This is a genomic window from Falsirhodobacter xinxiangensis (assembly GCF_004959935.1).
In the GTDB taxonomy this organism is placed as follows: domain Bacteria; phylum Pseudomonadota; class Alphaproteobacteria; order Rhodobacterales; family Rhodobacteraceae; genus Falsirhodobacter; species Falsirhodobacter xinxiangensis.
Genome location: NZ_SMYN01000038.1, coordinates 1 through 11,490, shown reverse-complemented (window position 1 = coordinate 11,490; position 11,490 = coordinate 1). Strand labels below are relative to the sequence as shown.

Genomic DNA, 11,490 nt, shown 5'->3' with positions numbered 1-11,490 from the left:
AGCGAAGCGGAAATCAATGCATCCTGACCCTAGAAGCGGTCGTTTGCCTGACCCGGAAAGAGGTGGGATCAGCCCGCTTTCTGCACCGCAATCTTTTCACGCGGATAGGCATAGCCGTTCGCCTTGGAAGTAGCGTACCCCGCCCCGACCAGCGCCTCGGCGATCCTGACGGCGGCGGTCACCCCGTCAATCACCGTCAGTCCGCTGTCGCGGCTCAGCCGGTCGCAGAGCTCGGACATTCCGGCGCAGCCGAGGATGATGGCTTCGGCGCGGTCCTCCTGCCGGGCAAGGGCGATCTCTTTCAGCAAGAGGGATTCCGCCAGGGCGGGATCTTCCTCCAAGCCCAGAACGGGCATGTTGATGGAACGCACGCGGCGGCAATGATGCGAGGCACCGTAGCCCGCAACCAGATCCTCGATCACGGGAACGGAGCGAGGCAGCGTCGTAATAATCGTAAATCGTTTGGCGATCGTCATCGCGACCTGCACCGCCGCCTGACAGATGCCGATCACCGGACCTGTCGCCACCTCGCGCGCGGCATCGAGGCCGGGATCGTCGAAACAGGCGATGACATAGGCATTGACGCCAGCCACCTCGCCTTTGCGGATTTCGGCCAGCATGGCGGGCACGGACATCGCCTCATCCGCGAAGCCCTCGATGCTCAGCGGCGTAGAAGTCGGGTTGATCGCCGAGATGGTGGTGCCCGGGCTCGCGGCGCGCAGGCCACTGCGATGCGCTTGATCGGTCATTGATCTGGTGGAGTTCGGGTTTATCAGAAGGATATGCATCGTCTATTCCGCGAAGCTTTCGATCGGCGGTACCGTCAAGACGAATTGCCGATCCGATGTGATGTAATTGTCCGCGTGAAGCCGCGCGATGGGCTGGTAGACGTCGGGATCGACATAGCGGCCCGTCCCGTCCAGACAGTCGCGGCGCACGTGCATGTGCACGACCTCGCCCAGAACCAGCACGCGGCGGGGGTATTCGATCAAGCGCTCCACCCGGCATTCCATAGCGCAGGGGGACTCGGCGGCATAGCTAGCGTCGATTTGCCTTCCCGGCGCGGGAGTGAGACCAGCCTTGGCCATTTCGTCCACCTCGGCATCAAAGCCAAGGCCGCAAACCAGCATCTGCTGCGAAATAGCCATATCCACCATGCTCACGGTGAACTCGTTCGTGCGGCGGATGTTGCGCACCGTGTCTTTCTCCTCTCCGTTAGGGCGGGTCTGGATGCCCAGCACGACGATGGCCGGATCATGCGAGAAGACGTTGAAAAAGCTCATCGGGGCCGCGTTGTTATGACCTGCTTTGGACCGGGTGGTGACCAATGCGATGGGGCGCGGGCCGATGAAATTGGTCAGAAGCCGGTATCGGTCAAACTGGTCGATGGCGGTGAAGTCGAATTCCATGGGGGAGCCTCTGGGATGCACGCGTTGTCTATAGATTACTGACAATATTGTCTACAATATAGAGAGCTTTAGGCTGCTAAATTGGTTGACTTTTTACGGCCCGCTTCGCAACTATGGCCTTGATATTCAAGAGGTGGATCATGTCGGAAAGTGCGGCCGCAATCACGCAGGAAATTGCGGAACGTGTCTGGCTTTCGATCGCCGAGCGTCGGCTGCGTCCTGGCGTCCAGTTGAAGGAAGGCCAGATGGCCGAGATCTTCGACGTCAGCCGGGCCCGTGTGCGACAAGCGCTGGCCGTGCTGCAGCGCGATGGGTTGGTCAAGATCATTCCCAATCGCGGCGCATTCGTTTCCGAACCTTCGGTCGAGGAGGCGCGCGATGTATTCTTCGTGCGCCGCACCATCGAACAAAGCATCGTGGAACGTCTGTGCCAGCGCATCGCAAAGAAGGACGTAGCGCGTCTTCGTGCGCATGTGATCCTTGAACGCAAGGCGGCTGACGAGGGCAACACGACTGCCTGCATCAAGCTGTCCGGCGGTTTCCATCTGCTGCTGGCCGAGATTGTGCAGTCCGACTTTCTGTTCGGCATCATGCGCGACCTGATCACGCGCACCACGCTGATTACCGCAATCTATCGGGTGGCGGACCGCCATAACTGCGGGCCAGACGAACATGATGCATTGGTGGTCGCCATCGCGGCGGGCGATGCATCCAAGGCCGTCGCCCTTATGCTGCATCACCTGCAACATGTTGAATCGGAACTCGATCTGAGCGGCACGCGCGAAGTGCCGCGCGACCTGCGCGCAGCACTCATGTAGCTCAGACCGCATGGCATGCGACGCGTGTGCCGCCGATCTCTCGCATCTGCGGTATCTCGATCGAACAGCATGCCATGGCCATCGGGCAGCGCGGATGGAAAGTGCATCCCTTGGGCGGGTTCAACGGGCTCGGCACCTCGCCCGCAGCAACCTCGCGATCACGATGCGGATTCGCGATGTCGGGGATCGTTTGCAAAAGCAGCTTGGTATAGGGGTGCTTGGGGTCCGCGAACAGGGTTTCCGTGTCCGCTTCCTCGACGATGCGGCCCAGATACATGACGGCGATGCGGTTCGACATATGGCGCACCACGCTCAGATCATGGCTGATGAACAGGTAGGTCAGGCCCAGTTCGTCCTGCAACCGCCGCATCAGGTTCAGGATCTGCGCCTGCACCGATACATCCAGCGCCGAGGTCGGTTCGTCGCAGACCAGAAACTCCGGCTCCGACGCCAAGGCGCGCGCGATGGAGATACGTTGACGCTGGCCGCCGGAAAACTCGTGCGGGAATTTCGCGCCGTCGGTGGGGGAAAGGCCGACGATGCGCAGCAGCTCTTCCACCCGTTCGGTCACCTCGGCTTTGGTGTCGCGCAGTTTCAACTCGCGCAGAGGTTCGGCGATGATGTTCTTTACCCGCCACCGCGGGTTCAGCGATGCGTAGGGGTCCTGAAAGATCATCTGCGCCGACAGCGCGTCGCCTTTCTTGCCGGGGGCGAAGCGCAGATCGCCCTTGGTCGGCGGATAAAGCCCCGTAACCAGCCGCGCCACCGTGGATTTGCCGCAACCGCTTTCACCGACAAGGCTAAGACAGCCGCCAAGGGGAACGGTGAAGCTGATGTCGTTCACCGCTTGCAGAAACTGGCGCGGTTTGCGTTCGACGACGCGGTTCAGCCAACTTGCGGATACGTCAAAGGTGCGCGACAGGTGGGTGACGGTCAGGGCGGTCATGCGGTGCCTCCGGCGTGCAACCAGCAGGCGCTGGTGCTGTGGGCGGTGGGGACAAGGTCGGGACGTTCCATCCGGCAGCGCGGACCGGAGGACAGGCAGCGCGGGTTGAAGGCGCAGCCGGGAGGGATCGCGTCAAGACGCGGCATCGACCCGTCGATCTGGTTTAACCGTTCGACCCGCGCCCCAAGCGCGGGGATCGAGGCCATGAGCCCGCGAGTGTATGGATGGCTGGGCGCCCGCAGGACCTGATCCACGGCCCCGATCTCGATCAACCGTCCCGCATACATCACGGCCACGCGGTCCGCGGTTTCGGCGATGACGCCCATATCGTGCGTGACCAGCATCACCGCCGTGCCGTTTTCCTTGCAAAGACGGCGCAAAAGGGCGGTGATCTGGGCCTGGATCGACACGTCCAGCGCGGTCGTCGGCTCATCCGCGATGATAAGCTTCGGCCGTGCCGCAAGGGCAAGCGCGATGACCACGCGCTGGCGCATTCCACCGGAAAACTGGTGCGGGAAGTGGTTGACGCGTTCGCTTGGCGCGGGGATGCCGACCTCTGCCAGCAGCTCGACCGCGCGGACGCGAGCTTGGGATTTCGTCATTGGCAGGTGTTGGCGGATCGTCTCCGACAGCTGCGCGCCTACCGAAAACAGCGGGTTGAGAGAGGTCAGAGGGTCCTGGAAGATCGCCCCGATCTCGCGCCCCCGCACCTTTTCCATCTGGTGGTCGGGAAGGTTGTCGATGCGGCGACCGTCCAGAAGGATCTCTCCCGCCGCGATATGGCCGGGACGCTCCAGCAGGCCCAGGATGGCCGCGCCGGTCATGGATTTGCCCGCGCCCGATTCACCCACCACGCCAAGGATTTCCCCCGCTGCGATAGACAGGCTTACATTCGAAAGAGCAGTGACTGTGCCGTGCCGTCCGGGGAAATCGACTTGAAGATCACGAACCTCTAGTACAGGTTTGTCATGCATCGGAAGTCTCCACGGGGTAGCTGGGCGGGAAGATCTCGGATACGGGCGGGTTCGCCCAACTCCGTTCGGGGTATTTTGCGATCAAGCGATCGTATTGCGCCTGCGCCTGCGCCCGCGCGGCGCCCATGTTGATACCCGCGACCTGCCCGTCCTGCATCGACAGGCGACCGTCTACGAATACCGCCCGCGTGACCTTGCCCGATCCGCCTGTGACAAGCGTCGTGATCGGATCGATGGACGGGGCCATGTGCAGATCGTCCAGCGCAAAGACCGCGATGTCGGCGCGCGCGCCAGCCTGCAAGCGGCCCAGATCGTCGCGGCCAAGTGCCTTCGCGCCGCCCAGTGTCGCCGCATCGAACAGATGCGCCGAGGTGACGCGATCCGGCGCACCATCGTTGATCCGGCAGGCGATCAGCCCGACCAGCAGGTTCATCAGCATGTCGGGCGGCGTCGTATCCGTGCCCATCGCGATGTTGATCCCCTTGGCGCGAACCGAGGAGAACGACTTCAGCGTGCTGCCTCCGCGTGCGGAGACCAGCGGGCAATGCACGATCGACACACCATGTTCAGCATAAAGATTCAGGTCCTGTTCGGTCGCGTTGGTGGCGTGTGGCGCAATGAGCCGGTCGCTGAGCAGGCCCAGAGAGTTGAGCCAAACTGGGGCCGTCTTGCCATGCAGGGCACGGACGGTTTCTACTTCCATCTGCCCCTGCGCCATGTGTAGGCGGAACTTGCAGCCCAACTCGCGCGCGGCGATGTCGGTGGCGCGCAGAAGCTGCTCGGTGCAGGTTTCCACCCGGTCCGGGGCCAGCATACCGCGCACCAGATCGCCATGGCGGCCGTGATGTGCCTCGATGAAAGCGATGGCGTCCTGCAGGCCCTTGAAGCCGCGCTCCTCGTCGAACACCGGAACCATGCGGCCCGGAGCCTCCAGCACCATCCCGCCCGCGCGATAGGCGGGCGAGAGGTAGACGCGCAGCCCCATCTCCCCCGCCGCGTCGGAGGCAGCGGCGAATTCGGCGACGGTTTCGGCCCATTCGCGATAGAACAACGATGCGATGGGCGCGGCGGTCGTGATCCCGTTCAGCAAAAGCTGCCCGAAGGCGAAGCGCTTTTGAAAGCACAGCTCCTCGGGGGAATACATCTCATATGGGCCGCTATCGACATAGCTGCGGGGCCAGACGCGACCCTTGGCCCAGCCGGGATGATGGTCGATGCCAAGGATCGTGGTGTCCAGATCCGACAGCGCATCAAGGTCGATCAGGCCGGGGCTGATCAGGGACGTGCCATAGTCGATGCGCCTTGCAACCTCTCCGTCGAAGTTGTGGCCGGTGAAGATGACGGCTCCGCCCTCGATCACGACCTGCCCCTTGGGCAGCAGGCGGTGAGAGCCGTCGCGGTGGCCCAGCACCCAATCTGCGGTCAGCAGGGTTCGTCCATCGGGGCGTTGTCCGAGGATCATGGCATGTCCACCACGCAAACGCCCTGCCGCGCTGTCACGCGACCGCCCTTCACCACCAGCGGGCGGGGCGCGACATCGACTACGGAATGAGCCAGCGTCTCGCCCGTCAGCAGGGTGAGGTCGGCATTGTCGCCCACCTTCAACCCGTAGCCGTCCAGCCGCATCACGTCTGCGCCGCCTTGCGATACGATATGCAGGACATGCTCCAACTCGCTGTCCTGACGCAGACCGTTCTTCATGCCGATGATCTTGGCACGGTCGATCATGTCGGGCTGGCCCCACGGCCCCCAGGTGTCGCGGATACCGTCACAGCCTGCGCCGACGCGCACGCCAGCCTCCTTCAGCCGCATCACGGACGGCACCGCAGCCGAAGGCGCGCCCGTGGTCAGGATCGCCACGTCCAGCGCCGCGATCTCGTCGATCAACCGACCCACGCGCAGGTAGTCGTTCATGCCAAGCGCAAAGGCGTGGCTGATCGCGACCTTGCCCTGCATTCCGTTGGCACGGATACGCTCGAAAATAAGCTCCATCGTGAAGGCGCCCAGATCGCCCTGTTCGTGCAGGTGGATGTCGATGGGCTTGCCGTGTTTCACGGCAAGCGCGAACAAGGCATCCAACTGGCCCTTCGGATCGCGATCGATGCCGCAGGGGTCGATCCCGCCAAGGACTTCGCAGCCCTGACGCAGCGCCTCGTTCAACAGCTCCAGCGTGCCGGGCATGACCATCAGGCCTGATTGAGGGAAGGCTACAAGCTCGATATCTATGACGCCGCGCAGTTTCTCGCGCGTTTCCCAAACGCCTTCGGCCAGCGATAGGCCGTGGGTTGTGTCGATATCCACGTGGCTGCGGATATGGGTCGCGCCATGTGCGGCAAGGCAGATGGCGTGGCGCATGGATTGGCGATGCGGGTCGATGCCGATCTTCGTGCGGTTCTCACGCTCGAAGTCGATACGGCCGCGCAGGATGGCAGGCTTGGTATTCTCGTGCCAGGGCAGTCCCCAGACCGTCTTGTCCAGATGGGTATGCGCGTCGATCAGGCCAGGGATGACGATGGCCCCTTTGCCATCCTCGACCGGAAGACCCGCTGCGTCCTGATCGTAGCCTGCGATTTTGCCGTCGCGGATTAACATGTCGCAAGGCTTGCCACCCATCGGGCGGACGTTGCGAAGAATCAGATCGGACATCGGCTTACCTCAGTTTCGGGTTCAGGGCGTCGCGCAACCAGTCGCCCAGAAGGTTGACCGATACGACAAGCAGGCAAAGTTGCAGCACGGGGAACAGCACGATCCACCACAGGCCCGAGAACAGGAACTGGTTTCCAATACGGATAAGAGTCCCGAGCGAGGGCTGCCCCGGAGGCATACCGATGCCAAGAAACGACAGCGTCGCCTCGGTCAGGATGGCCATGCCGAAGTTCAGCGTTGCCGCGACCATGATCGGGGTCAGCGTGTTTGGCAGGATGTGGCGGACCATGATGCGCCGGGCGGGGACGCGAAGAAGCCGCGCGGCCTGCACATATTCCTTGCTGCGTTCGACAATGGTCTGCGCGCGGACGGTGCGGGCATATTGCACCCAGCCCGACAGCGTGATCGCCAGCACCAGCACGGCGGACGATCCGACATCGCGCAACTCCGGCGGCAGCATCTGGCGTACCACGGTGGACACGAGGATCGCGATCAGGATCGTCGGGATCGACAGAAGCACATCGCCGAACCGCATCAGCAGGTTGTCCACGACGCCGCCGAAGTATCCGGCAACCAGCCCCAGCGACAGCCCGACCAACAGCGACAGCGCGACCGAGGCAATGCCGATCACCACCGAAATCCGCGTGCCGTAAAGGATCGCAGACAGCATGTCGCGCCCTTGGGTGTCGGTGCCAAGCACATAGGGCCACTCGCCCAACTGGTCCCAAATGGGAGGAAGTTCGGACTTCCACATATCCAGCTGCGCCGGGTCGTAAGGGTTCTGCGGCGCGATCAGCGGAGCGAAGATCGCCGTAAGGATGAGCATCGCCAGCACAATGGCCGCGACCATCGCAGATCTGGACCGCGTGAACGAATACCACAGGTCGCTTTTGCGGATCAGGGAAAGGGAGATCATGGCGGCTCCTTATCGGGCGCGCAGGCGCGGATCGATGACCGCATAGGCGATATCGACCAGCGTGTTCAGGAACACGAAGATGAACGACACGATGCACAGATACGCCGCCATCACTGGAATATCGATGAAGGTCACGGCCTGAATGAACAGCATCCCCATGCCCGGCCATTGGAAGACCGTCTCGGTGATCAGAGCGAAAGCGATCAGCGCGCCGATGTTCATCGCGGTCATCGTGACCACCGGCATCAGGCAGTTGCGGAGCGCGTGGCGGAAATGGATGCGCCAGCGCGGGATTCCGCGGGCGCGGGCAAATTTCACGAAGTCCGAACGCAGGACCTCCAGCATCTCGGCCCGCACCAGCCGCATGATAAGCGTGATCTGGTAAAGCGACAGCGCGATGGCCGGAAGGATAAGCGCCGCCCGCCCCGATGAGGTCAGCAGCCCCGTGGACCACCATCCGAAATCCACCACATCGCCGCGACCGAAGGCCGGCGCCCAGCCCAGCGATACCGAGAACACAAGGATCAGCAGGATGCCCACAACGAAACTTGGCAGCGACACCCCGATGATCGACAGGAATTGCAGCGACTCCGTATACCATTTGCCGCGCTGGATTGCGGTGATGACGCCCATCGGGATGCCGACTACAAGCGAGATGAAGGTAGCCACCAGAACAAGTTCCATCGTGGCGGGGAAGCGCTCGGCAATAAGGCCAAGCACCTCTTGGTTGTTGCGGTAGGAGATACCGAAGTTACCCTGCGCCGCGTTGACGACGAAACGGGCGTATTGGGTGGCAAAGTTGTCGTTGAGGCCAAGCTTTTCGCGCAGGTTGTCGCGGTCGGCCTGGCTCATCTGTTCGTTCGCCATCAGCTCCACCGGGTCACCGGCAAGCCGGAAGATCAGGAAAGCCAGCAGCGCGACGGCCAGCATGACCATGGCTGCGTTCGCGATGCGCTTTATGATGAAAACCAGCATGTCGGTGCCTTTATCGGTGCCTTCGAAGATCAGTCGGCCAGACGGGTCAGCCAATGGCGCGGCTTGTTGTCGGCGCGGATGGTCACGTCCTCGATCTTGTCCGTCATGGCCCATGCCATCGGCTGCTGGTGCAGCGGGATCATGATGACCTCTTCCTTGGCCAGTTTCAGGGCCTCGGTCTCGATCGCAAGACGTTTGTCGCGGTCCAGTTCGTTCGCTGCTGCGGTTACCATTTGGTCCAGCGCAGGGTAGGACCAGCCGCCATAGTTCGCGACCCCGGCCGCCCCGTCGCGGGTCGAAAGCACCTGCACCAACATGGAATAGGCGTCCAGCGTCGGCTCGTTCGCCCAGCCAAGCATATAGACGTCGGAGTTGCCGCTGGAGCGTTTCGGTGCCTGAACGGCACGGGGTGCGATGTCCAGAACCGGTTTGAATCCAGCCCGCGACAGCATGTTGACCATGGCGGAGCAGACGTCTTCTTCGTTCACGCTTTCATCGTTCATGCACAGATAGGTGAAGGAAAGACCCGTCTGGCCAGCTTCGGCCAGAAGCTTTTGCGACAGTTCGGGATCGTATTCGGTCGGGGTATCCAGCTCCGCGCTGTAACCGGGGATTTCCGGCGCAACCAGCGTCCCGGCGGGATGCGACAGTCCGCGCATGACACGGCGGTGCAGCAGGTCGCGGTCGATGGCATGGTCGAAGGCTTGACGCACGCGGATGTCATTGAACGGGTTGTCACGGCCATCCGCCAGCTTTTCCTTGCGGTTGAACGCGATGGAGATCGTGCGCAGGTCCGAGCGTTTGTCGACCTTGATACCCGGCGATGCCTCCAGTCGAGCCAGATCCTGAATCGGGGCGGCGTCGATCAGGTCGATCTCGCCCGACAGCAGGGCTGCGACACGCGTTGCTGCCGAGGAGATAGGCGTGAACTCGATCCGGTCGATATTGTGCTGCTTCTCGTCCCACCAACCATCATTGACGACCAGAACGGTCTTGCTGTCAGGCACGCGGCTGTCCAGCATGAAAGGACCGGTGCCATTGGTGTTGTAGGTGGTATAACCTTCGACTTGTCCGCCAACATCGGTCGGCTTTTCACTGTTATTGTCGACAAGCCATTGCCCATCGAACATGAAGATGTTGGTCATATCGTTCAGGAACAGCGGGTTTGGAGCCGATACTTCAAGATCCACGGTAAAATCGTCGACCTTTTTCGCGCCAACGAAAAGTGGGATGTTGCCGCGAAGGGGCGAGGTCGGATCACTGACCCGCGCCATTGAGGCAATCACATCGTCGGCGTTGAACTCCGATCCATCGTGGAACGCGACGCCTTGGCGCAATTTGAAACGCCAGACCTTGTTGTCGATCAGCTCCCACTCCGTCGCCAGTGCGGGAACGACTTCGAACTCGGGCGTATAGCGCACAAGACCTTCGTAAATATGGTTCAGGAACGCGAGGTTGGATGTCGAGCCATAGGAGTAAGGGTCAAGCGAGAAGATGTCGCGCTGCCCCGCCCAACGAAGCGTCTCCGCCCCGGCGGCTGTGCCCATGGCGAGTAAGGCGGTGCAGGCAAGCAAGGTGGAGCGAAGCGTTTTCATGGTGCGAGGAATCCTGAACAAGGTGAAGATGCCGTCCAACGGGATGCCTCATCCTTGGCGCGTAACGTTTGCATGTCAATGATTTTGTCGACAATTTTTGCATGCAAGATTAGTCTATCATTACTGCATTAAATTTGGGCAGGTATTGACGGCATTGCCGGGAAATGCGGCTTAGACGGAGTTTGAGAATGCGTGTCTTGTTCTGATAGGCCACTCGCCACCAGCATAGGTCAGGCTTCTAAGGCAAGCTGTCAGCGGTATGCATCGCGGCTGATTACGCCGTCAAAGGGCCATCATTTCGCGTGATATGGTCTGATATCATACATGCGGTTACATCTTGTCCTAGTTAGCGAACAGCATGATGCTTGCCGCATTCGCAGTATACTCACACCCTTCAAGAGTGGTGATTGAAAGACTTATGATGCGTCTTTGCACCTGTCGCATAGGGGTTTCGTGGAGGTAACGCAGATAGGCTTGGACGCTGCGGCGGGGCACCATGAGGGTTTGGAGCAGGGATGATCACCTCAAGACGTATGAACGTCCGCTTTTCTACATTGCTGTAACCGCCACACTGCACTGCCGTCAGGTCGCTTTCCGTCCCTTATGCCGATTACGCCGCGGTCGCTAACACGATTTTGCATCGCAGAGAATGTCGTCAATGTCCCACGATTGTCGTTCGGAGCCCAAAGGCGACGTTCGTTTCGAGTGCAGCGAATGCGCGTGCGGCGAAACCTTGCCTAGAATATTGCCGCGATTTTGGACGCCGGAACGTCTTCCACAATCGTAGGTTCATCACGGCTTTTCCAACGTAGGATGCCATGTCCGAACCGCCCAAACCCAAAGTTTTACCTCTCATCGAGGAACGCGCTGAATTGACCAAGCAAGCCCGCCTGTCCGGGCGGGTTCGTGTTTCGACGGAGACAGAGACCGTCAACGAGGTCGTGCCTGTCGANGGTCGAAGGATCGACGCCGCACCGGAGGTCAGGGTCGAGGGGGATGTGACGATCATTCCGGTCGTGGAAGAGCGCGTGGTGGTGACGCGGGAATTGTATCTTCGAGAAGAAATCCATGTTCGCCGCGTCCACCGCACGGAGACGGACGAAATCCCCGTCACGCTAAGGCGTCAAACCGTCCGCATCGAGCGCAGCTCGATCAAAGACCGGGATGGCGAAAGCTCCATCAAGCACAAGGATGACCAAGATGAGCTATGA

At 61.3% G+C, this 11,490-nt stretch carries 11 protein-coding genes; 2 read left to right on the top strand and 9 right to left on the bottom strand.

The annotated features are described in order from the left end of the window. Positions 1-68 precede the first annotated feature (68 nt). Together E2K76_RS19570 and E2K76_RS19565 are read right to left on the bottom strand one after the other, a co-directional pair. Complete coding sequence (locus tag E2K76_RS19570) at positions 69-788, bottom strand: aspartate/glutamate racemase family protein (RefSeq protein ID WP_136686121.1); 720 nt, start codon at positions 786-788, stop codon at positions 69-71. 3 nt (positions 789-791) lie between these two features. Next, positions 792-1,409 (bottom strand): flavin reductase family protein, encoded by a 618-nt coding sequence (locus E2K76_RS19565; protein WP_136686120.1) that lies wholly within the window; start codon positions 1,407-1,409, stop codon positions 792-794. Positions 1,410-1,549: 140 nt separating this feature from the next. Here E2K76_RS19565 and E2K76_RS19560 point away from each other — a divergent pair, with 140 nt between their 5' ends. Beyond that, complete coding sequence (locus tag E2K76_RS19560) at positions 1,550-2,227, top strand: GntR family transcriptional regulator (RefSeq protein WP_136686119.1); 678 nt, start codon at positions 1,550-1,552, stop codon at positions 2,225-2,227. Position 2,228: 1 nt separating this feature from the next. Here the strand turns inward: E2K76_RS19560 and E2K76_RS19555 are convergent, their stop codons facing one another. From E2K76_RS19555 to E2K76_RS19525, 7 genes are read right to left on the bottom strand one after another with little or no spacing between them, the layout of a single operon-like run. Continuing rightward, a complete protein-coding gene (locus E2K76_RS19555) occupies positions 2,229-3,173 on the bottom strand; it encodes an ABC transporter ATP-binding protein (protein WP_136686118.1) in 945 nt (314 codons plus the stop codon). Beyond that, positions 3,170-4,147, bottom strand: coding sequence for an ABC transporter ATP-binding protein (locus E2K76_RS19550; RefSeq protein WP_136686117.1), 978 nt, complete (start codon positions 4,145-4,147; stop codon positions 3,170-3,172). The genes E2K76_RS19555 and E2K76_RS19550 overlap by 4 nt, the downstream gene beginning before the upstream one ends. Beyond that, positions 4,140-5,609, bottom strand: coding sequence for an amidohydrolase family protein (locus tag E2K76_RS19545; protein ID WP_136686116.1), 1,470 nt, complete (start codon positions 5,607-5,609; stop codon positions 4,140-4,142). Before E2K76_RS19545 ends, E2K76_RS19550 begins: the two co-directional genes overlap by 8 nt. Further along, entirely contained in the window at positions 5,606-6,793 is a 1,188-nt protein-coding gene (locus E2K76_RS19540) for an amidohydrolase family protein (protein WP_136686115.1), read from the bottom strand. The genes E2K76_RS19545 and E2K76_RS19540 overlap by 4 nt, the downstream gene beginning before the upstream one ends. Positions 6,794-6,797: 4 nt before the next feature. Then, positions 6,798-7,709 (bottom strand): ABC transporter permease, encoded by a 912-nt coding sequence (locus tag E2K76_RS19535; RefSeq protein WP_136686114.1) that lies wholly within the window; start codon positions 7,707-7,709, stop codon positions 6,798-6,800. 9 nt (positions 7,710-7,718) lie between these two features. Then, positions 7,719-8,684 carry an ABC transporter permease gene (locus tag E2K76_RS19530; protein WP_136686113.1) on the bottom strand — a complete coding sequence of 322 codons (966 nt, stop codon included), beginning with the start codon at positions 8,682-8,684 and terminating at the stop codon, positions 7,719-7,721. 29 nt (positions 8,685-8,713) lie between these two features. Then, positions 8,714-10,279 carry an ABC transporter substrate-binding protein gene (locus E2K76_RS19525; protein WP_136686112.1) on the bottom strand — a complete coding sequence of 522 codons (1,566 nt, stop codon included), beginning with the start codon at positions 10,277-10,279 and terminating at the stop codon, positions 8,714-8,716. A gap of 818 nt (positions 10,280-11,097) precedes the next feature. Between E2K76_RS19525 and E2K76_RS19520 the strand changes: the two genes are divergently transcribed. Further along, positions 11,098-11,490, top strand: a complete 393-nt coding sequence (locus E2K76_RS19520; protein WP_136686111.1) for a DUF2382 domain-containing protein — start codon at positions 11,098-11,100, stop codon at positions 11,488-11,490.

Bases quoted from the DNA above. Each gene is read 5' to 3' on its own strand.
- E2K76_RS19530 (WP_136686113.1), bottom strand. From the start codon at position 8,684: ATGCTGGTTTTCATCATAAAGCGCATCGCGAACGCAGCCATGGTCATG.
- E2K76_RS19545 (WP_136686116.1), bottom strand. From the start codon at position 5,609: ATGATCCTCGGACAACGCCCCGATGGACGAACCCTGCTGACCGCAGAT.
- E2K76_RS19565 (WP_136686120.1), bottom strand. From the start codon at position 1,409: ATGGAATTCGACTTCACCGCCATCGACCAGTTTGACCGATACCGGCTT.
- E2K76_RS19570 (WP_136686121.1), bottom strand. From the start codon at position 788: ATGCATATCCTTCTGATAAACCCGAACTCCACCAGATCAATGACCGAT.
- E2K76_RS19550 (WP_136686117.1), bottom strand. From the start codon at position 4,147: ATGCATGACAAACCTGTACTAGAGGTTCGTGATCTTCAAGTCGATTTC.
- E2K76_RS19535 (WP_136686114.1), bottom strand. From the start codon at position 7,709: ATGATCTCCCTTTCCCTGATCCGCAAAAGCGACCTGTGGTATTCGTTC.
- E2K76_RS19560 (WP_136686119.1), top strand. From the start codon at position 1,550: ATGTCGGAAAGTGCGGCCGCAATCACGCAGGAAATTGCGGAACGTGTC.
- E2K76_RS19525 (WP_136686112.1), bottom strand. From the start codon at position 10,279: ATGAAAACGCTTCGCTCCACCTTGCTTGCCTGCACCGCCTTACTCGCC.
- E2K76_RS19555 (WP_136686118.1), bottom strand. From the start codon at position 3,173: ATGACCGCCCTGACCGTCACCCACCTGTCGCGCACCTTTGACGTATCC.
- E2K76_RS19540 (WP_136686115.1), bottom strand. From the start codon at position 6,793: ATGTCCGATCTGATTCTTCGCAACGTCCGCCCGATGGGTGGCAAGCCT.